The following is a 20,553-nucleotide window of genomic DNA, read 5'->3' as shown; positions in this document are numbered from 1 at the left end:
TAGATGAAGCAAGCTTTATCTAAAAGTGCTTAAGATAAACCTAGATTGATGTTAAGTGTGCACCGACGACACGGTGCGAATCGGCGCTCGTTCCGCCTGCGCGAGCCAGAAGCTGCGATAGAGCCCCTCTGTCGCCAGCAGTTCGTCGTGCGTTCCACGCTGGATCGCGCGGCCGCCCTCGAAGACGACGATCTGCTCGGCGGTCGACACCGGTTCGAGCCGATGCGCGATCAGCACGGTGGTCCGATCCCGACGCAGCACGCGGATCGCCGCTTCGACCGCGCCGCGGTGATGCAGCCCGACATCCGCCGTCGCCTCGTCGAGGATCACCACAGCAGGGTCGGCGAGCAGCGCTCGAGCGATGGCCAGCTGCTGGATCCGGCCCTCGTCGAGACGGGCACCCGCATCGGCCGATGTCAGCGACGCCACCGCCCACTCCGCGTCGACCGCCTCCAGCACGGCCGCGATCTCCTCGTCGCTCGCATCGGGCGCGACGAGACGCAGGTTGTCGGCGATCGTGCCGCGGAACTGATGCAGCTCCTGCGACACGTAGTACGGGTCCGCCCCCTCCGGAGTGAGGCGCACGCGGCCGGACGTCGGCGCATGGTGACCGGCGATGACCCGGGCGAGCGTGCTCTTGCCCGAGCCCGATGAGCCGACCAGCGCGGCTGTCGTGCCGGGCTCGACCTGAAGAGTGACTCCGTCGACCCCACGACCCGTGGTCGGATATCGGTAGCCGACATCCTGCAGCCGGATCCCGACCGGAGCGGTGCGCGGTGCGACGGGCGCAGGCAACGGCGCGGCCTTCGTCGGAGCGAGGTCGATCACTCCCACGAGCCGCGCGAGTCCGATCGCCGCACGCTGGATGTCGTCGAGACCGAAGATCAGCTGGCCGACCGGATCGAACAGGCGGTGGAACACGAGCGCGGCCGTCGTCACCATCCCGACCGTGATCGCACCGTTCGCGTGCAGCAGGAACCCGGCAGCGAGGATCGCACCCAGTCCCACGAGCTCGCCCCCGTTGATCCAGCGGAAGAGTCTGTTGCGCACCCGGACGCCCTCGATCTGCATCCTGATCGAGTCCTCCGCCCGCGCCTCGACACGGGCGAGAGCATGAGGCTGTTCGTTGAGCGCGGTGAGCGTCTCGATGCCCTCGACGGCCTCGAGCACGGCCTGGCTTCGGGCGGCCTCACGCACTCGGACCTCGCGGAACACCACGCGCGAACGCCGCAGGAACGCGCGCGTGCCCAGCAGGTAGAACGGCACGCTCGCGACCCCTGCGAGTGCGAGCCAGGGGTCGAGCGCCGTCAGCGCCACCAGCGACACCCCGATCGCGAAGCCCGCCGAGAGCAGCATCGGCACGACGTCGCCCCCGGCCTCGGCCACCGCGTCGACGTCGCCGGTCACCCGGGAGAGCAGATCGGACGTCTCGCCGTCGTCGACCGTGCTCACGGGCAGGCGCATCGCCGAGGCGAACACGTCTTCGCGCAGCTCGGCCAGCATGTCCTGAACCAGCCCCGAGAGCACCCGTGCGGCCCACAGCATCACCAGCGCCGCACCGATGGCGCCGACGCCGGCGCCGCCGATCCAGCCTGCGATCACGGCGAGACCCGCATCGGTCGATACGGCGTCGACGATGCGACCGAGGCATGCGGGGAGTGCGATCCCCAGAGCGGATGCGATGAGGAACAGCGCAGCCGTGCCCACCGCCCGTCCGCGGTGGCGCCGCAGCAGCATCCCGATGACGATGCGCACGCGAGCGCCGGTCGCGATCGGCAGGAGGGGACTCGTGGTGTCAGTCATCGCGGGCATCCGATCTGTCGGCCGAGAGGTCCACGACCCGATCGCAGACCGAGAGCAGCGCAGGGGAGGTGCTGATCACGATCGTCGTGCGGTCGAGTCGGTGGAGAGCGTGGGCGATGTGCGCCTCGGTGATGGCGTCGACGGCCGAGGTGGGTTCGTCGAGCACGAGCACCTCGGCGTCGGTGTGCAGAGCGCGAGCGAGTCCGATGCGCTGCCGCTGGCCGCCCGAGAGGCGTCTGCCCGCTTCGCCGACCTGCGCATCCCATCCGCCGACCTCGGCGACCGTGTCGTGCAGAGCGGCGGCCGCGATCAGCTCTGCTCGCGGATCAGCCGCGGTGTCATGACCGCGCACGGCTTCGCGCATGGTGCCGCTCACGATCGTGTGGCGGTGGGGCAGGGCGACGACGCGTCGGCGGTAGTCAGCAGCATCCAGACCGCTCAGGTCCTGCAGGGAGCCGTCTGCCGCGATCGCGATCCGGCCACGACCGGGCGGCGTCCGCATGCCCAGGAGGCGGGAGAGAGCTCGGGCCTCTTCACTGTCGGACGGACGGATGCCGAGCAGGTCACCACGCCGCACCTCGATGTGGGCCGTGCCCTCGGGGCCCGGACGGAACGTGAGAACGACGCCCTCGGGAGCTCGGCGGGTGCGGTCGAGCGGCGCGGTCGCGGCGGGGGCGTCGAGCAGGTCGCCGGTGTCGATCATCTCCGCCAGTCGCTTGGCCGAGGCGAGCTTGTGGATCCAGTTCGAGGGGAACGACCCGGCGTATGCGAGGGAGCCGCTGAGGAACTGTGCGAGGCCGAGCACGGTCACGAGTTCGCCGATGCTGATCTGACCCTCGGCGGCGAACCACGCCGACAGGCCGGCGAGCACCGTCGTGGCGACCGCGGCGAGCACGGAGCTCACCGCCTCATACCCGGCGAGCGATCGCCCGGCGGTCGTCGCCGCGATGCGGCTGGCGTCGCTCGCCACGATGTAGCGCCGCACCGCCTCTTCGCGCGCGCCGATGCCGACGAGCACCCGGAATCCCGACATGAAATCGGCGGCGACGGCGCCTGCCTCCGTCGCGGCGTGCTGCTCCGCGGCGCCTCGGCGGTCGAGCGGTCGCGAGACGATCCGCATCGTGACCATCATGGCGACGGTCGAGGCGAAGACGACGAGCGTCGCGATCGGCGAGATCACGAGCATGGCGACCGCTGCACCCGCGATCGCCGCGATCGTGGCGCACTGCTGGGCGACCGACCATGCGACGCCCGCGACGCGATAGGTGTCGGAGGTCACGAAGGTCAGCGCTTCGCCGGGGGTCATCGCCCGACGAGAGAGGCGAGGGCGCAGCATCCGCGACAGGGCGAGGTGCCGCAGTGCCTGCTCGCCGTAGCCGTACACGCCGACCATCAGTCGGGAGGCGCCCTGGTAGCTCGCGCTCAGCACGAGGAAGATGCCGACGAGCACACCGAGCCACAACGCGAGTGCCGCCGGGTCCGACGGCAGCACCGCGCGGTCGATCGTGGCGCCGATGATCACCGGGATCGCCGCCTCGGTGAGCGAATGCACGATGAGCAGCGTCGTCGCCGCGGTCAGGGTGAACCCCCGACCCTGCGAGGCGAGCGCGATCGCGAAGAGCCGGCGGGGCGTGGTCGTCATCGCGTCCGCCTGCCGAGCGGCAGCACCAGCGGCGTTCCCGAGACCGGGTCGGTGATCACCCTGCAGGGCAGGTCGTACACGGCCTCGACGAGCTCGGCCGTGATGATCTCGCGCGGGTCGCCCTGCGCCACGATCTCCCCGTCTCGCATCGCCACGAGGTGGGTCGCGTAGCGCGCGGCATGGTTGAGGTCGTGCAGCACCGCGACCAGGGTCGTGCCGCTGCGGTGCAGGTCGGCGAAGAGCTCCATGAGGTCGATCTGGTGGGCGATGTCGAGGAACGTCGTCGGCTCGTCGAGCAGCAGGTGCTGGGTCTGCTGGGCGAGAGCCATCGCGACCCAGACCCGCTGGCACTGACCACCGGAGAGCTCGTCGACGAGGCGCCGAGACAGGTCGGTGACACCGGTGGCGGCCATCGCCTCGGACACTGCTCGCTCGTCGGCGCTGCTCCAGGTGCGCATCGCGCTCTGATGCGGAAAGCGGCCGCGGCCCACGAGGTCGGCGACCGTGATGCCGTCGGGTGCGATCGAGGACTGGGGCAGGAGACCCAGCTTCTTCGCGGCATCCTTCGGTTTCAGGGAGCGCAGCTCGGCGCCGTCGAGCAGCACGGTGCCGGTGCTCGGGCGCAGCAGACGGGCGAAGCCGCGCAGCAGAGTCGACTTGCCGCACGCGTTGGGCCCGATGATGATCGTGAACGAGTCATCGGGAACCTCCAACGACAGCCCCGAGACGATCGGGGTGTCGCCGTAGCTCAGCGTGATGTCGCGGGCCAGCAGCGAGGTGGTCATCGGTGTTCCTTTCAGGCGCGGCGCGCGTATTGGGCGGCGAGCAGCCAGGCGAGATAGATTCCGCCGACAGAGACGGTCACGACTCCCACCGGCACGGCGACGAGCTGAGCGACGGTGTCCGACACGACGACGAGCGCTGCGCCCGTGAGCATCACGGGCACGGTGCCCATCGGCGTGTTCGATCGGGTGAGCCGCTGCGAGATCTGCGGGGCGGCGAGGGCGATGAACGAGATCGGACCGGCGGCGGCGGTGACGAGGGCGACCAGCGCCACCCCGAACACCATCGCGGCGATCCTCGTGCGTCCGGGGCTGACGCCGAGGGCGGTCGCCGCGTCATCGCCCATCTCGAGCACCGGCAGGGTGCGGTTCAGAGGCAGCGAGGCGAGGGTCACGACCGCGAAGACGATCGCGGCGGGAATCAGCTGGTCGAACCCGAGGGAGGCGAGCGAGCCCGCACCCCAGGTCGCCGCCATCATCGCCTTCTCGACGCTGACCGAGATCAGGATCCACGAGGTGAGCGAACCCAGTCCTGCCGAGACGCCGATGCCCACGATGATCAGTCGGAACGACGACAGCGTGTTCTTGTGCGCGAGCACGTAGACGAGCAGAGCGGTGAACAGGCCGCCGACGAGGGCGCCGACCGCCTTGAACATGTAGGTGTTCAGCTCGAGCACGACCATCATCAGGGTCACGCCGAACTGGGCGCCCACGCCGAAGCCGATGATGTCGGGGGAGCCGAGCGGGTTGCGGGTGAGCGACTGGAAGATGCCGCCGGCGAGAGCGAGGGCCGCACCGCACAGCACCGCGAACAGCACGCGTGGCAGTCGCCACTCGAACACCACCTGGCGGATGTCGGAGTCGGACGACGGGTCGAAGACCGCGCGGAGGACCGAGGGGAAGTCGACCTCGTAGGCGCCGATCGTCATCGAGGCGAGACCGGCGGCGATGATGACGATGACGAGCACCGCGCTGACCACGACCGAGCGCACCGGGAGGAGTGCGGCGATGCGGGCGGTCTCGATGCGGAACAGGCGTCGACCATGGTCGACGGGAATGAAGTCGGGCGCCTGCTGGTCGTGAGAGGGCCGCTGGCGCTGGTCGATGATCACAGTCCGCTCACCCGCTTGCGACGAACGAGGATGATCAGGATCGGTGCCCCGAGGAGGGCTGTGACGATGCCGACACGCAGTTCGCCGCTGGGCAGCACGATGCGGCCGAGGATGTCGGCGGCCAGCAGGAAGGCGGGGCCGATGATCATCGAGTACGTGAGGACCCAGCGCTGATCGGGCCCGGTGAACCAGCGCACGACGTGCGGGATCATGAGGCCGACGAAGGCGATGGGGCCGGCGGCGGCGACGCTCGTGCCGGCGAGGACGGTGACCGCGATGATGACGAGCACACGCGTGACGCGCACGCGTGCGCCGAGGGACTGCGCCAGGTCGTCGCCCAGGGCCAGGGCGTTCAGCGAGCGAGCGCACAGCAGTCCGATGATGAGGCCGATCGCGATGAGTGGTGCGGCCCAGGCGAGCTGGTCGAGGGTGCGCCCGCCGATGGATCCGACTCCCCAGAAGCGCATGACCTGCAGCGTGCCGAGGTCGCGCAGCACGATGGCCGTCGTGAACCCGGTGAACGCGGCGCCGAGCGCGACCCCTGCAAGGGTGAGCTTCATCGGTGTGGCGCCTGCGCGTCCGAACGAACCCAGCGCGTAGACGAGCATCGTCAGCACGAATGCGCCGAGCAGAGCGAAGGGAACGTAGGCGCCGGGGGCGGTGAGACCGAGGATGCCGACGACGAAGGTGACGGCGAACGACGCGCCCGCGTTCACCCCGAGGATGCCGGGGTCGGCCAGGGGGTTGCGGGTGAAGGCCTGGATCAGACCGCCGCAGACGGCGAGAGCGGCGCCGACGACGATGCCGAGCAGGGTGCGGGGCACGCGCAGCTCCATGACCATCAGGTGCAGCGGGTTGTCGTCGTCGTAGGCGAAGAGGGCGTGCAGAACCGTCACCGGGTCGATCGCACGGTTGCCGATCGCGAGCGAGGCGACGGTGGCGGCGGCCAGCACGAGCGTCGCCGCGACCAGACCCGCCACCAGCGCCCCGTTGCGACGCGGGGAGTCGTCTGCCCGACTCCCCGCGTCTGTGTTCGAGACGTCCGTGCCGTCTTCCGTCGCCAGGGACATCTCTCGGATCACTCGCCTGCGATCGTCGGCTCGCCCTGCAGCGCTGCTGCGAGGTCGTCGACGTACTTCGGCAGGATGTACTTCAGCGAGAGCACGGTCGGTGCGCTGATCGCGGATGCTTCGGCGTCGTCGGCGTAGATCACGTAGGAGCCCGCCTCGATCGGCTCCCAGCGGGAGACGACCTTGTTCTCGACGGTGTACTCGCCCTCGTCGACGCTGCCGCCCCACGCGGCGAACAGGTCGGCCTGCACGTCGTAGAGCTTCTCGAGGCTGACGCCGGTGTACCAGTTGTCGCCCTCGGCGCTGGCGAGGAAGCTGTCCATGGCCGAGGTCGAGGTGAAGCCGAGAGCCTCGGTGATGCGCACGCGCGGGTCGTACTCGAGGTAGACGCCGAGGTCGGTTCCGCCCTCGTTCAGGGTCAGGCCCCACACGAAGGTCTTGTCGTCGAACTCGGGGTGCTCGTCGGCGAGCGTGGTGATCATGTCCTCGGTCTCGGAGATCAGCTCCTCAGCCTTCTCGTCCTCCGACATGGCCTTGCCGATCGTGCGGGTCATGTCCTCCCACGTGCTCGGGTCCCAGGCGCGCTCGATGTAGGGCACGGTGGGGGCGATCTCGGTAAGGCGCTCGTACTCGACGTCGGTCACGCCCGAGTAGAGGCTCAGGATCAGGTCGGGCTCGAGGGCCTTGATCGCCTCGTAGTTGGGGCCGTCCTCCGTGAAGGGGATGATCTCGGGCGTCTCGCCGTACTCCTCGGTGACGAAGTCCTCGAACCAGGGCTGGTAGCCGCTCTCGTCCGCTCCCCAGACCTCTTCCATGCCGATCGGGTTGGTGCCGAGGGCGGCGACGATGTCGGGGGTCATCCAGCCGAGGGTGACGATGCGCTGTGGCTTCTCGGGGATGACGGTCTCGCCGTGGGCGTGCTCGATGACCACGCCGTCGGCCGATACGGCGGCGGTCTCGTCGGTGTCGGCTGAGGCCGTGCACCCCGCGAGGGCGAGCGTGGCGGCGATGGCGGCTGCGACGAGGGCGGCACCTCGGCGGGTCTTCGGGCGCGCAGAAGCGTGCGTCATGATTCTCCTTCAGAGAAAGGGGGAGGGGTATGCCGCGTCCGCGCGGCGAGAAGTTAGGTAAGCATGCCCTAACACTTCGATGCTAGAACGCAGATCGAGCCGCGAGTGTCGACAGGCAGACGACTTGTGTCGTAGAAACGACAGCCGGTGGTCATCCCGGGAGCGTCATCGCCAATACAGCTGGTGTGCGGGGTCTGCCTGCACGCGTGCCACGTGCTGCCGCGGAGTCAGTCCGAACCTCTCTTTGAATGCTGCAGAGAACGCGCTGGTGGTGGCGTACCCGCACCGGTGCGCGACTGCTCCGATGGGGGTGTTGTCGACGATCAGACGGGCGGCCAGCGTCATCCGCACGCCCGTGCGCCACCGGCCGAACGTCATGCCGACGTCGTTCTGGAAGATCCTCAGCACGGTGCGCTCGTGGAGTCCGTGAGTGAGGACCAGGTCGCGCGCGCTCCGCGGGTCGCCCGGGTCTGCGAGCACCGCCTGCACGAGCGGTCGCACGCGCTCGTCGGCCGGCATCGGCACCTCGCCCCAGCCGTCGGCTGCGCCGGCGGACGGCTGCTGGAGCATCTCGATGAGCACCGATTGGATGCGCACCCGCAGGTCGGTGGGCATGTCGTTGATGCCGAGGTGCAGCAGCATCTCCTGCACGGCTCGCGGCACCAGCACCTGCGTGACCTCGTCGATCGGAGCGATCAGCGAGGTGTCCGAGACGTAGGTGTAGCAGCCGGTCGAGTCGCGCTCGTGCCGCGCGGTGTGGGGAGTGTGTGCCGGGATCCAGACTCCCTGCCCCGGCGCGAGGCGCCACAGGGCATCCCGCAGTTGCACCCAGACGGTGCCTCGGTAGCACCACGCGAGCATCGCGTCCGGATGACTGTGCGGAGGCGAGAGCGGGCGGGTTCCGGTGTCTTCGCCGGTGACGACGCCGGTTCCCATCACGTACGGCGCGCGGATCGTCGATGGATGCTCCGTGCTCGCATCCCAGTCGTCGGGTCGGTAGGAGTTCACGTGGTGCTCTGCGGTGCCGTGCTGCTCGATCCACGTTCGACGACCCACGAGTGCGGCGCCGGAGCATCCGGATCCGTGATGCCGAGGATGCCGCGTGCGGCGCGACGTCCGTAGTCGACCGCCTCGATGCGCACCGTGGTGAGCGCGGGAGCGGTGTGCTGCCCCCATCCGGCGTCGTCGAAGCCGACGACCGACAGGTCATGCGGAACGCGGATGCCGAGCCGACGTGCTGCGCGCAGGACACGTGCAGCCGAGTCGTCGTCGAAGCCTGCGATACCGGTGACGCCCCGGGAGATCGCCGCATTCAGGGCGCCTGCGCCGCCATCCGGATCTTCTGGCATCGCGATCGTCGCGGGCGCGGCGATGTCGAGCGCCCGAGCGGACTCCTGCAGATGGCGTTCCCGTAGCCCGATCATCGCGGAGATGCCGCCCGTCTCAGCGGGGCGGACGAAGGCGACACACGAGTGGCCGAGGTTCACCAGATGACCCACCTGGGTGAGCGTGTGCGAGGCGAGCCCGTCGATCCATCCGCCGTCGAGGCCGTCGCTCTCGGCACCCGCGTAGATCGCGCCGAGGTCTATGACGGCTCGAGGGGAGATCGCGTCGATCGTGCGAGCGAGGGCATCGCCGGTCGCTCGGAGCACCGCGATGGAGTGGTCGCGGCGCGAGAGCTCGATGTCGAGGCCGTCGAGGAAGGAATCGAGCGCGGTGCCCCGGGGGAGTACCCCGGTGGCGACGACGACCGTGCGGGTGGTGCCTTCGCGCAGGGCGCGCGCGAGCGTGATCGGATACCCGAGCTCCTGCGCCGCGCTGCGCACGCGATCACGGGTGCCGACGGGGATCGTCTGGCCTGCGGTGTCGTTGAGGACGAAGCTCACCGTGGTCGCCGACACCCCGCTCACCCGGGCGATATCCCGAATGGTCGGTGTCTTGCGAGAACTCCCAGCCACGGGGATAGCTTAGAGTCACTAATGTTGTTTAGTGACGGCGGGAACACGTCGGACGAGTCGGATGACGCGATCGAGGGAGAGCGACATGAAGTCAGTGGTGATCACGGGCCCAGGAACCACCGAGGTGCTCGATGTCGAGCAGCCGACGGCGGGCCCCCGCGACGTGCTGGTGGAGATGAAGGCGTGCGGCATCTGCGGGTCGGATGCCATGTACACGATGTACGGCGGCATCCCGCCCCGTCAGGGGGCCACGCCGCTCGGGCACGAGCCCGCAGGTGAGGTGATCGAGGTCGGCGCCGAGGTGAGCGATGTGAAGGTCGGCGACCACGTCGTGATCAATGTCATGGCGACGATCGACGGGCTGCTCGGCAGCGGCGGCGCTCAGGGCGGCTTCAGTGATGTCATCGTGCTGAAGGACGCTCGCGCCGGGGTGCAGTTCCGTGTCATCCCCGAGGAGATCCCGTGGGAGGTGGCAGCGCTGAACGAACCCATGGCCGTCGCGAGACACGCGACCAACCGCACGGCGTCGAAGCCCGGCGACAAGGTCGTGGTGTTCGGAGCCGGCCCGATCGGACTCGGCGCGGTGCTCGGTTTCAAGGCGCGCGGCGCCGGCCACGTCGTCGTCGTCGACATCGTGCCGAACCGGCTTGAGAAGGCGCTTATGATCGGCGCGGACGCGGTGATCAACTCCGCTGAGGAGGATGTCTTCGCGCGTCTGGTCGAGCTGCACGGTGCCGCTGCGCAGGTCGTCGGCATTCGGGGCGAGCGATCGGATTCGGATGTCTACCTGGATGCCGCCGGTGCGCCCGCGGTGATCGCCACAGCGACATCGGCGGCCAAGCAGGGGGCGACCCTCGGAATCGTCGCCGTGCACAAGAAGCCGGTCGAGATCGACTTCGGGGCGCTGCTGACGACCGAGCTCACCGTCGTTCTCTCGATGGGATACCCGACCGAGATCTTCGAGGTCACCGACGACATCATCGCGAACTGGCGAAAGTACGAACTGATCATCAGCGATCGCATTCCGTTCGATCGCGTGCAGGAGGCTCTCGCGCTCGCGGCGACTCCGGGCGCGGCCGAGAAAGTCGTCGTCACGTTCCCGTGACGACAGGGGGAGAAGAACGGATGCCGAAAATCGAACTCCCGTCGACGACGGCGCTCGTCGTCGTCGACGTGCAGGCGGGAACCCTTCCGAACGCGAGAGCAGTGAGCGCCGAAGACCTCGTGTCGCACGTGGGCAGCCTGGTCGAGGCCTTTCGCGACTCCGACCGCCTGGTCGCCTTCGTGGTCTCGACCGGGACCGCGGCCGGTGCTACCGAGTACGGACCCGGCGGACGCGTCTGGCCCGAGGGCTTCGCTGAGCTCGCTCCCGGCATCGCGAATCGCGAGGACGAATCCGTGCATCCGCGCGCCGGGTGGAGCGCGTTCGCGGGCACCTCGCTGCTCGAAGAGCTGACCGCGAGGCAGATCACCGACGTCGTGGTCGCGGGTCTCGCGACGACCTTCGGAGTCGAGTCGACCGCACGTGCCGCCGCCGATCTGGGGCTCTCCGTGGTGGTCGTGTCCGATGCCGTCTCCGACCCCGACCCGTCCGGTCACGAGCGCTCGCTGACCCGGGTGTTCCAGGTGCTCGGACGGGTGCGGACGACGGCGGAGGTTCTCGCCGCGCTCTGACCTCGCGAGTCCGATTCGCCCGACGGGTCGCGAAATCCGTCAGACTGAGCAGCCCCACATAGTCACCTGGAACGACTACCGGCGTGCGGCACGAACGGGTATTGTTCAACGGATGGAGCGGATGTTAGGTGAGGGTGCGGTGGGCTCGGAGGCGAGTCCCAGCGAGCTGGAGGCATCGGTTAGCTTCGTCCCGCTCGAAGAAGCCATGAGGATCGCCGAGCGTCTACTAGTGGAGGACGCTGAGCTTCTCAGACGGCTCGCCTGATGTCATTTAGGCAGATCAGCTTCGAAACCGCAGCGGCAGTGAACGGGAAGCTGGATGACGGGGGAGTCCGTGACAAAGCTACGATCCGTGGAGCATTAGGGCGGCCAAGCGCGACTTGGGGCGGTGAGATTCTCGTTGGAACCCTGTGGGATCAGGCTGCTGTTCTTCTACACGCGCTGTGCACCACTCAAGGCTTCGCCAACGGCAACAAGCGGACGGCGTGGCTGCTAACTAAGATTTTTCTTGAATCCAACGGAGAAGTTCTAGGACGCCATGAGGATGTCGAAGCGGAGCGCGTGATTAATGCGATCGCTGCCGGAGAAGTAGGCGCAGAGGCAATCGCAGAGTGGCTTTTCCAACTGGCTTCGCCGTTGATCGCTGAACTCTCGGACCGAGGTAGATGCGTTTTCTGCGACGTGGATGGAGATCTGATTGGCGCCGAGCTCTTCAATCGCAATTATCTCCGCCGAACGATGCGACGTCCCCCGGAAGCTCTGGTCACACTCGAATCGAGTCATGCAACATCTGTAACTGATGACTTCGCCGTGACAACCTTCGACGCTGAGCGGGACCTCGTGCCTGGTGTTTGCAGAGTCTGTAGGGATGGTTGGATTGCCGAGGCGGGACGCGGGTTTACGAACGCGATTCGTATGAGCTCGCAGGAGGTTATTCCGGTAGATCCCTCTTTTGTTCGGTATACATCTGATTGGATGTTGCGGATCATGCTGCTGGCGGGAGTCTTGATGCCGGGAATGGGCCGGGGGTGGCTAAGGGACAGGGCCAGAGTTTTGCTTGACGGCAGCGGTGCTGTGGCTTCGTCGGCTTTATTCTGGATCGTCGGAACGGAGGCTGCAGTCAATCACGAGTGGAACCTCTATTGGCATAGTTCCGACGATCCGGCGGACGTGAAAGATGGCTGTTTCGTTTGTAGGCTAGGGCTAGTCGCGTTCATCGTGGTAGATGATCCCAGTGGTACACGCTTTTTGACACGACAAATTCAGCAGTTGATACCGCATTCCACGCGCCTCAAGGTGTGGCCGCGCCTAGGCGATGGCAGTTGGCCGCTCGGCGCGTCGGTTCCCGGCGAGACTGTCCGATCAATCGCGAACTTCTTCCAGTAGCCACGACTCCGAAGGCGTCGGTCTGTTCGGACAGGCGGGGTCGAAAGCCTGTCTAGCCCGCCGTCCAACCTTCTGACGCGGCGCGCGGGAGTTGAGCTTGCCGAGGCGCTCGGATTAATCCCGTGGGTGCGGCTCCGTGAGGGCAGCTTCGACCGGGGCCCATCCGTTCTCGAGAACCGAGAACCCCGCGTCGAGGATCCCGAGCTGGTCCTCGTGCTCGTTGACGAGCAGCTGCATCTGCAGGACGAAACGCGAGTACACGCGGATCTCCGCCGTCGGCTCGGGGAGCTCGAGCTCTTCGGCGATAGCATCCGCCAGGGCGTCCTCGTGCCGCAGCCACATCTTCGCGGCGTACTCGCTCAGTGCCGGCGTCTCGTTGAGGAACGTGAGGAAGATCCGCGTGACGTCGTTGCCGTGCTCATCGATGTTGGCGCCGACCTCTGCGGTGTAGAAGTCGCGGATCGCCCGATTGATCGTGACGCCCTCGGCGCGGTCGCGGACGGCGGAGACGAGTCGGTCGCGCTGCTCGTCGTCCTCGTCGAACACGAGCGCCTCCTTCTGGGGGAAGTGCGCGAACACGGTTGTGGGGGAGACGTCGGCGGCGTCCGCGACCTCGCGGATGCTGACGTTGTCGAAGCCGCGCTCGAGAAACATCATCGTCGCCACGTCGGAGATGTTCTTGCGTGTCGCCGCCTTCTTGCGTTCACGGCGGCCGAGCGGCTCAGAATTCGTCATGCCTCCACGATATCGCGAACTCGGTTCAGAACTGGCTTGACAACAAAACTGGTATTGATACAGTTTCGGAGTGACTTCACTAACGAACCCGCCCGCGCGCAGCGAAAAGCGCGCCTGGATCATGCTCATCGTGCTGACGATGCTCACCGTCATCGGCATGACCGTCGTCCTCCCCGTCCTGCCCTTCGTCGTGCTGCAGTATGTGTCGCACGAAGGCGATCTCGCGATCTGGGTCGGCGTACTCGAAGCGATCAACGGCCTGTGCGCCTTCCTGGTCGCCCCCTTCCTCGGTCGTCTCTCCGACCGCTTCGGCCGCCGGCCCGTCATCATCGGCGCTGCGTTCGGTGCGGCGTTCGCGATGACCCTGTTCGGCATCGGCGGAGCGATCTGGGTGCTCGTCCTCGCCCGTGTCATCCAAGGCCTCACCGCCGGCGACATCCCCGCACTCTTCGCCTATCTCGCCGACATCACCCCTCCTGAGAAACGCGCGCAGCGGTTCGGACTGCTCGGCGCCCTGTCGGGTATTGGCATGATGATCGGCCCGGCGATCGGCGGCCTCCTCGCCGCCGTGAGCCTGCAGCTCCCGGTCTTCCTCACCGCGGCAGTCGGGCTCGTCATCGCGATCCTCAGCATCTTCCTGCTCCCCGAGAGCCTCAAGCCCGAGAACCGCATCGAGCGCATCTCGATCCGCGAGATCCAGCCGTTCGGCGTCTTCAAGGAGGCCTTCGGGCGCAAGGAGCTGCGGGGCCTCATGATCGGATTCGGCCTCCTCGCGCTTCCGTTCGGCTTCTTCGTCAACAACTTCAGCGTGCTGGCGCTCGATTCGATCAGCTGGGGGCCGACCCAGATCGGTCTCCTCACGGCGGGTGTCGGCATCATCGACATCCTCATCCAGGGCGTGCTGCTCGGCATCCTGCTGCCTCGCATCGGCGAGCGCGGTGTGATCATCAGCGGCATCGTGGCGCAGACGATCGGACTCGCCGGTCTCGCGGTCGTGGCCTCGGTCTTCGCCCAGCCGTGGGTGTTCATCGTCGGTGCGCTGATGCTCGCCGCAGGCCAGGGAGCGTCGACGGCCGCGTTGGACGGTGCCATGTCGAACGCGGTCGGTGACGACGAGCAAGGCTGGCTCGGAGGAGCGACCCAGTCGCTCAATGCCGCGATGAACACCGCCGCACCGCTGATCGCCGGTGCGCTGTACGTCACCGTCAGCCACGCGGCGCCGTATTGGCTGGGGGTCGCGCTGATGGTCGTCGCCGCGATCGTGGTCGCCCGCGCGCACATCGCGAACACCGCGAAGACGGATGCCGTGCCGCATTCCGAGGGCACCGCGAACGGCATCCCCCTCGAGGCGGCCGACGCACTCGGCTGACGCAGTCGACTGACGCGCGCACCCCGCGCCGGGGGGATGATGGATGCATGCCCACCCCTCATCGCCCCGGTCTGCGGGTCTCGGCGGGTCTCACGATCCCCGAGGCCGAGCTGTCATGGCGCTTCTCGCGCTCGTCAGGGCCGGGCGGTCAGGGTGTGAACACCGCGGATTCCCGAGTCGAGCTGGTCTGGGATGCCGGCGCGAGCGCGTCGCTCACTCCGCATCAGCGTGAGCGTCTCCTCGACCGGCTGAGCGGTCGGCTGGTGAACGGAGTGCTGACGATCGCCGCCTCCGAGCACCGCGCCCAGCTGCGCAACCGCGACGCCGCACGCGAACGACTCGTGGCCCTGGTCTCCGACGCTCTGCGCCCGCCGGCTCCCCAGCGGCGGGCGACCAAGCCGAGCCGCGGCTCGAAAGAGCGACGGCTGACCGCGAAGAAGCAGCGCACCGACGTCAAGAGGCTGCGCAAGCCGCCCCGCGACGGCTGACGAAAGGAATCAGTCCTTGCTGCCTCGGACCAGTTCGAGACCGGCACCCGCGAATTGCCGCAGAGTCGCATCCGGCAGGAATGCCCGGGTGAGAGCCGTGCCGATCGCTGCGAGGTCGGCCTCGTCGCGGAACAGCAGGTACATCGTCTCGTAGCGCGGGTGGAACTTCTGCTTGAACCGGTGCAGGGATCCGAAGCCGTAGACGGGCTCGAGCGCCTCGGCGAGTCGATCGCTCAGCGCGGCGATCATCCCGGCGTCCGGCGGGTAGTCGTGGGCGAGGGGAGCGCCCGAGAGCGACATGATCTCCGCACCCTCCTCCGAGAACTGCCGCGCGGATGATCCGATCAGATACTCCATCACCGGGGCGAAGCCGCCCTCCCGCCGCCGCATGAGGTCGAGCGTCCAGCCGCGAACCGTGCCGCCTTCGGCATAGACCGGCAGCCACGACAGGAATCCGTCGACGTCGCCGTTCGGGGCGATCGCCAGGGCGAGTCGCACCTCCCGATCCTCCGCCTCGTCGAGCGTGCCGAGCGTGAACCGCATCTCGGGAAGATCCTTGTCGCCGACCCACGCCTCCGAGATCGCCCGCAGCTGCTGTCGCACGCCCCACGACTCGTCGGCCAGACGGGTCAGTCGGAAGGTCATGTCCTCCCTCCCCGCCCGATTGAGCGAGCTGCGCACCGAGTTCCACCGCTTGCCGGTGAACTCCAGGCCGGGCAGATCGACGATCGTGTCGTCAGCGACCACGATGCTGCGCCAAGTGGGCGGCACGGCCTGGCGGGTGGCGTCGTCAGCGCTGAAGAAGCACGGCACGAGTCCTGCGTTCTCGGCGGTGCGGATGAAATCCGCCACGGCCTCCGCACGAGACGCCGACGGTCCGATCGGGTCGGCCAGTGCGAGCGCGACTCCGCTCCGCCGCTGATACGCCACGATCCCGGCGGCGCTGCGCGCGTAGCTGTTGCCCTCCCAGGTCGTCATCCACGACAGCGTGCCCCCGCCGTGGGCGCGCAGCTCGGTCTTCACGTCGTCGACGGTCGGGGCGGGCTCGATGCCGAGGAGCGACTTGCGCTTAGCCCGGAACGCCCGACGCACGGCGACCAGGTAGACGAGCAGGATCAGCCAGAGGAAGCCGTTGGCGAGGTCGAGCTCTGTCTCGCCGTCCCAACGGAAATCGACCTGGGCCTGCGAGAACACCGTGATCAGGATGAGCACGAGCGCCGCCGTCAGGATGTTGAAGAGTCCGAGCAGGATCACGAGCACCCACGACCAGCGGCGGCCGCGCAGCAGCCCGTTCACGAGCACGACGATCACCACGAGATCGAAAGCGAGGCCGATGAATCCGCCCGATGCGGGTTCCGTCGGACCGAACGGGCCATCGGTCGCCACCAGAGTCGTGATGATCTCGACCGCGCCCAGCACGAGCAGTGCGATCACCGCGATGAGGCGCTGCTCGCGCACCGTGGTCCGCTGCACGCGCAGAGTGCGGTCGGCGAACAGGATCAGCAGCACCGCGAGCAGGTGCTCGAGATCCGCGACCGCACCCCAGAACAGCATCGCGATGAATACGAACCCGAGCAGTATGAGCCAGCCGCGCACCCGCCAAGGCGGGCGGAACAGCCCGACGGCGGCGGCGATGCAGGCCATGGTGCCGCCTGAGGCTCCGACATCGAGTGCCTGGGCCTGTGCCTCGGCCCACGCCCACGGCAGCTGCGAGGCGAAGGCCAGCACCAGAGCGGTCGCGAACATCGCGAAGAGCTGGCCCACCCAGTAGTAGGCGAGGGCGACTCGGGATCCCCGACGGAACTCGAGGTAGGCCATGCCCCAGAAACCCGAGATCGTGAAGAGGTAGACCCAGGGGGCGTTGACGAAGAAGGTACCGGTGAGGGGCGTCCACCACTTGCCGTCGAGGAAGTTCGGCAGCCCGTAGGCCACGGTCGCGAAGAGCGGGGTGTCTTCGAACGGACGCCACAGTCCTTGCCAGACCACTCCGACGACGAGTATCACCGCGATCATCGTGAGCGTCGCGGGGATTCGCCGGACGACGGCGAGAACAGGATGCGATGTGGGGGTTCGCGCCTCGGTCATGCGCTCAGCGTAGCGAGGGAGTCGCTCCTTCCGGAGCGAAACGTTCCTGTCGCAGTTCGTGCCGTCTGCTGACCTTCCGGTCGCGCTTCCTGCCGTCCGCGCGCGGTTCCGGCGGCACGGAGTGCGACCCGAGGGCGACGGTGGCGGTTCGACCGGACATCACTTTGAATGGAGTCATGCCCGCGCATCGATCCATCCGTTCTTCGAGTGCACGACGGCGCGCATCGATGGTGCTGGCCGCGGCATCCGTCGCTCTGCTCGCGGCCTGCACGTCGCAGCCGACCTCGATGCCGGTGTTGGGCGCGCACTCCGTCGTCGAGGATCTCGACGCCCCGTGGTCCATCGCCTTCCATGACGATGTGGCCCTGGTGAGCGAACGCGACAGCGCGCGCGTACTCGAGGTCGCCGATGACGGCGAGGTGCACGAGGTCGGGGTGATCGACGGCGTCTCACCCGGTGGCGAGGGTGGCCTGCTCGGTCTCGCGGTGCACGACGGGGAGCTGTTCACGTACTTCACCGCGCAGGGGGAGAACCGCGTCGAGCGGCGGACGATCGCCGGGGATGCCGGTGCGCTGTCGCTCGGCCCCGCGACCACCGTGCTCGACGGCATTCCGGCCGCAGGCAATCACAACGGCGGGCGCATCGCATTCGGCCCGGACGGGATGCTGTACGTCACGACGGGCGATGCAGGCGACCGCGACAGTGCTCAGGACCTCGAGGCGCTGTCGGGCAAGATCCTGCGCCTCACGCCCGACGGCGATGTGCCGGCCGACAATCCGTTCGACGAATCGCCCGTCTACAGCTACGGGCACCGCAACCCGCAGGGCATCGCCTGGGATGCCGCAGGCACGATGTACGCGAGCGAGTTCGGGCAGGACACGTGGGACGAGCTCAACGTGATCGAGGCTGGCGGCAATTACGGCTGGCCCGAGGCCGAAGGGATCGCCGACGATGCCGGCTACATCGACCCGGTGCAGCAGTGGCGGCCCGACCAGGCGAGCCCGAGCGGGATCGCCGTCACGGCATCCGCCATCCTGATCGCGAACCTGCGGGGCGAGCGTCTGCGATCAGTGCCACTCGACGACCTGTCGTCCAGCACCGAGCGGTTCACGGGCGAGCTCGGCCGCCTGCGCGATGTCGTGGTCGGGCCGGGTGAAGAGGTCTGGGTTCTCACGAACAACACCGACGGTCGCGGCACCCCCTCCGACGGCGACGACCGCATCCTGCGTCTCGATCGCGGTTGATCTCAGACATCGCTCAGGCGAAGGCGTCCACGCCCGTCCTGCTCACCGAGAGGGCCCACAGCCGCTCGGCTGCCTCGGGATCGATCGCCCATTCCTTCACCCCGCCGGTGGTCATGTCACTGTGATCGGGGGCCACGATCCCCTTGATCGAGCAGTCCTCGCAGTACGCGCCGCTGCGCTCGGCCAGCTCCGTGGCCGTCGCGGCCCAGAGGCCGGTGGACGCGCCCTCGGCGGGGGTCTTGAAACGCGGGTTCGGGGTGCCGTCCTCGTCGATCCAGCCGCGGGAGAGCAGCTCCTCGCGGGGAACGTGCCGCTGCAGCTCGGTCATGATCCCGCCGGGGTGCACAGAGAAGGCGAGGATGCCGCGCTCGGCGCCGCGTCGTGCCAGGCCCACCGCGAACAGCGCGTTCGCCGTCTTCGACTGCCCGTACGCGACCCACGGGTCATAGGGCGTCGTCTCGAAGTCGATGTCGTCGAATCGCACGGGGGAGCGGAAGTGACCTCCGGATGAGTACGAGACGACGCGCGCGCGGTCCGACAGGAGATCGGCCACCCCGCCGACCAGCGCGAAATGACCCAGGTGGTTGGTGCCGAACTGCGACTCGAAGCCCTGCGCCGTGTGACCGAACGGGGTGGCCATGATGCCGGCGACGTTCAGCACGAGGTCGATCGGCTGACCGTCGCGGCGCACGGACTGCGTGAAGGCCGCCACGGACTCGAGGTCGCTGAGATCGGCGCCCCGCACCTCCGCCTCCGCGATCCCGTCGAGCGCCTTCTGCGCCGCGTCCACACGCCGTGCAGGAACGATCACGCGCACACCGGCATCCGCGAGCGCGCGCACCGTCTCGAGTCCGAGTCCGGAGTACCCGCCGGTGACGATCGCGGTCCGGCCGGCGAGGTCCGTGTCGGCGATCACCTCGGCCGCGGTCGAGCGGTAGCCGAACTCCGACGAGAGCGGCTGCTGGCGGGCGATCATGTCGAGAGGAGCTGTCATGATTCGACCGTACGATCTAGAGTGCACTCGAAGTCAAGGAGGAGTCCTCGTGGTTGATGTGGTCGACACGACGCGCACGTTCAGCATCGGCGAGCTCGCGCGCCTGGCGGGCGTGAGCGTGCACACCCTGCGCTGGTACGAAGCCGAGGGACTGTTCCCACGCGACGTTCCGCGCACCTCCGGCGGACGGCGGGTGTACGCCCACGATTCGCTCGCGTGGCTCGCTCTGCTGGGGCGGCTCCGCGAGTCCGGGGCGCCGATCGCGCTCCTGCGCGAGTATGCCGCCCTCGTGCGCGCCGGCAGCGGCAATGAGGCCGAGCGACTCGCCCTGCTGCGTGCCCACGAGCGCTCGCTCGATGCGCAGATCGAATCGCTGATCGCCTGTCGACAGGTGATCAGCGATAAAGCCAGGGGCTATCAGGAGGCGCTCGTCGCACGAGGGCTCCTCTGACTCAGCCGTTCAGGGCCTTCTCGATCGCCGTCTCGAGGTCGTCCCACGTCTCCAGCACCACGGGCTCGCCGTCGATGAAGAAGCTGGGCGTGCTGCGCACTCCGAGCTGCTCGCCGTCGCTCTTGTCGGCCTGCACGCGTTCGAGCGTCTCCGGGTCGGCGACTGCGGCGTCGTAGGCGGCCATGTCGAGTCCGAGCTCGACGGCGAGCGCCCGGAACACCTCCGGGGTCTCCTCCGACTGCTCGCCCCACTGGGCCTGCGTCTCGAACAGCCGGTGGTACATGTCCTCGAACCGGTCCTGCTCCGCCGCCGCCTCTGCCGCGAGAGCAGCCTGTGTCGAATTGATGTGCCCCGGCAACGGGAAGTAGCGGACCACATAGGTGATCTCGCCGGAATACTGCTCGCGCAGGTCTTCGACGATCGGATAGAAGGCGCCACACGCCTCGCACTCGAAGTCGAGGAACTCGACGACAGTGACGGCATCGGGCCCTCCGTCGTCGAGCACGTGCGAGTCGGTGCGGACGGTCTGCCGCTTCTCGCCTTCGGGCGGCGTCGGGTCGGCGGCTCGCTGCGACATCGCATAGACGATGCCGACGATCACGAGGACGATCGCTGCGGCGATGGTGATCAGGGCCACCTTGACAGGGGTCTTCATAGGGTTCTCCAACGGTTCGGATCAGGCAGGGTGAG

Annotated in this window: 19 protein-coding genes; 7 read left to right on the top strand and 12 right to left on the bottom strand. The window is 68.0% G+C overall.

Going from position 1 to position 20,553, the window contains the following annotated elements; all coding sequences use genetic code 11:
* Nucleotides 1-51 precede the first annotated feature (51 nt).
* The 8 genes from ACIP5T_RS17430 to ACIP5T_RS17395 all read right to left on the bottom strand — a co-directional run bounded on the left by ACIP5T_RS17430 (nt 52) and on the right by ACIP5T_RS17395 (nt 9,437).
* On the bottom strand, nt 52-1,803 hold the full coding sequence (locus ACIP5T_RS17430; protein WP_400866253.1) for an ABC transporter ATP-binding protein: 1,752 nt from the start codon (nt 1,801-1,803) through the stop codon (nt 52-54).
* Complete coding sequence (locus tag ACIP5T_RS17425; protein WP_400866250.1) at nt 1,796-3,445, bottom strand: ABC transporter transmembrane domain-containing protein; 1,650 nt, start codon at nt 3,443-3,445, stop codon at nt 1,796-1,798. The genes ACIP5T_RS17430 and ACIP5T_RS17425 overlap by 8 nt, the downstream gene beginning before the upstream one ends.
* A complete protein-coding gene (locus ACIP5T_RS17420; RefSeq protein WP_400866247.1) occupies nt 3,442-4,230 on the bottom strand; it encodes an ABC transporter ATP-binding protein in 789 nt (262 codons plus the stop codon). Before ACIP5T_RS17420 ends, ACIP5T_RS17425 begins: the two co-directional genes overlap by 4 nt.
* A gap of 11 nt (nt 4,231-4,241) precedes the next feature.
* Nucleotides 4,242-5,339 (bottom strand): FecCD family ABC transporter permease, encoded by a 1,098-nt coding sequence (locus ACIP5T_RS17415; RefSeq protein WP_400866244.1) that lies wholly within the window; start codon nt 5,337-5,339, stop codon nt 4,242-4,244.
* Complete coding sequence (locus ACIP5T_RS17410) at nt 5,336-6,409, bottom strand: FecCD family ABC transporter permease (protein WP_400866242.1); 1,074 nt, start codon at nt 6,407-6,409, stop codon at nt 5,336-5,338. The genes ACIP5T_RS17415 and ACIP5T_RS17410 overlap by 4 nt, the downstream gene beginning before the upstream one ends.
* Before the next feature lie 8 nt (nt 6,410-6,417).
* Complete coding sequence (locus tag ACIP5T_RS17405; protein ID WP_400866239.1) at nt 6,418-7,479, bottom strand: ABC transporter substrate-binding protein; 1,062 nt, start codon at nt 7,477-7,479, stop codon at nt 6,418-6,420.
* Nucleotides 7,480-7,644: 165 nt separating this feature from the next.
* Entirely contained in the window at nt 7,645-8,487 is an 843-nt protein-coding gene (locus ACIP5T_RS17400; RefSeq protein WP_400866236.1) for a helix-turn-helix domain-containing protein, read from the bottom strand.
* Nucleotides 8,484-9,437 carry a LacI family DNA-binding transcriptional regulator gene (locus tag ACIP5T_RS17395; RefSeq protein WP_400866233.1) on the bottom strand — a complete coding sequence of 318 codons (954 nt, stop codon included), beginning with the start codon at nt 9,435-9,437 and terminating at the stop codon, nt 8,484-8,486. Before ACIP5T_RS17395 ends, ACIP5T_RS17400 begins: the two co-directional genes overlap by 4 nt.
* 85 nt (nt 9,438-9,522) lie before the next feature.
* On the opposite strand from ACIP5T_RS17395, the gene ACIP5T_RS17390 reads away from it, so the two are divergent.
* The 3 genes from ACIP5T_RS17390 to ACIP5T_RS17380 all read left to right on the top strand — a co-directional run bounded on the left by ACIP5T_RS17390 (nt 9,523) and on the right by ACIP5T_RS17380 (nt 12,497).
* Nucleotides 9,523-10,542 carry a zinc-binding dehydrogenase gene (locus tag ACIP5T_RS17390; protein WP_400866230.1) on the top strand — a complete coding sequence of 340 codons (1,020 nt, stop codon included), beginning with the start codon at nt 9,523-9,525 and terminating at the stop codon, nt 10,540-10,542.
* Nucleotides 10,543-10,562: 20 nt separating this feature from the next.
* A complete protein-coding gene (locus ACIP5T_RS17385; RefSeq protein ID WP_400866227.1) occupies nt 10,563-11,111 on the top strand; it encodes a cysteine hydrolase in 549 nt (182 codons plus the stop codon).
* Between the two features lie 264 nt (nt 11,112-11,375).
* Nucleotides 11,376-12,497, top strand: coding sequence for a type II toxin-antitoxin system death-on-curing family toxin (locus ACIP5T_RS17380; protein ID WP_400866224.1), 1,122 nt, complete (start codon nt 11,376-11,378; stop codon nt 12,495-12,497).
* 114 nt (nt 12,498-12,611) lie between these two features.
* On the opposite strand, the gene ACIP5T_RS17375 is transcribed toward ACIP5T_RS17380, so the two are convergent.
* Entirely contained in the window at nt 12,612-13,232 is a 621-nt protein-coding gene (locus tag ACIP5T_RS17375) for a TetR/AcrR family transcriptional regulator (RefSeq protein WP_400866221.1), read from the bottom strand.
* Nucleotides 13,233-13,302: 70 nt separating this feature from the next.
* Between ACIP5T_RS17375 and ACIP5T_RS17370 the strand changes: the two genes are divergently transcribed.
* Nucleotides 13,303-14,601, top strand: a complete 1,299-nt coding sequence (locus ACIP5T_RS17370; protein ID WP_400866219.1) for an MFS transporter — start codon at nt 13,303-13,305, stop codon at nt 14,599-14,601.
* Between the two features lie 47 nt (nt 14,602-14,648).
* Nucleotides 14,649-15,089: an alternative ribosome rescue aminoacyl-tRNA hydrolase ArfB gene (gene arfB / locus ACIP5T_RS17365; RefSeq protein WP_400866216.1), complete on the top strand. Its 441-nt coding sequence runs from the start codon at nt 14,649-14,651 to the stop codon at nt 15,087-15,089.
* Between the two features lie 9 nt (nt 15,090-15,098).
* Here the strand turns inward: arfB and ACIP5T_RS17360 are convergent, their stop codons facing one another.
* Nucleotides 15,099-17,174: a bifunctional lysylphosphatidylglycerol flippase/synthetase MprF gene (locus ACIP5T_RS17360; protein WP_400866213.1), complete on the bottom strand. Its 2,076-nt coding sequence runs from the start codon at nt 17,172-17,174 to the stop codon at nt 15,099-15,101.
* A 176-nt stretch (nt 17,175-17,350) separates the two neighbouring features.
* Between ACIP5T_RS17360 and ACIP5T_RS17355 the strand changes: the two genes are divergently transcribed.
* Nucleotides 17,351-18,418 carry a PQQ-dependent sugar dehydrogenase gene (locus ACIP5T_RS17355; RefSeq protein WP_400866211.1) on the top strand — a complete coding sequence of 356 codons (1,068 nt, stop codon included), beginning with the start codon at nt 17,351-17,353 and terminating at the stop codon, nt 18,416-18,418.
* A 13-nt stretch (nt 18,419-18,431) separates the two neighbouring features.
* On the opposite strand, the gene ACIP5T_RS17350 is transcribed toward ACIP5T_RS17355, so the two are convergent.
* On the bottom strand, nt 18,432-19,412 hold the full coding sequence (locus ACIP5T_RS17350) for an oxidoreductase (RefSeq protein WP_400866208.1): 981 nt from the start codon (nt 19,410-19,412) through the stop codon (nt 18,432-18,434).
* Between the two features lie 49 nt (nt 19,413-19,461).
* Here ACIP5T_RS17350 and ACIP5T_RS17345 point away from each other — a divergent pair, with 49 nt between their 5' ends.
* A complete protein-coding gene (locus ACIP5T_RS17345) occupies nt 19,462-19,863 on the top strand; it encodes a MerR family transcriptional regulator (protein ID WP_400866205.1) in 402 nt (133 codons plus the stop codon).
* Nucleotide 19,864: 1 nt separating this feature from the next.
* Here the strand turns inward: ACIP5T_RS17345 and ACIP5T_RS17340 are convergent, their stop codons facing one another.
* The gene (locus ACIP5T_RS17340) at nt 19,865-20,518 is read right to left on the bottom strand and encodes a DsbA family protein (RefSeq protein ID WP_400866202.1); all 654 of its coding nucleotides are present in this window, start codon (nt 20,516-20,518) and stop codon (nt 19,865-19,867) included.
* Nucleotides 20,519-20,553 lie beyond the last annotated feature (35 nt).

Source organism: Microbacterium sp. NPDC088619, from assembly GCF_044752825.1.
GTDB lineage: Bacteria > Actinomycetota > Actinomycetes > Actinomycetales > Microbacteriaceae > Microbacterium.
Note: the sequence above shows the minus strand (reverse complement) of the source record. Positions and strands in the feature narration are given on the sequence as shown.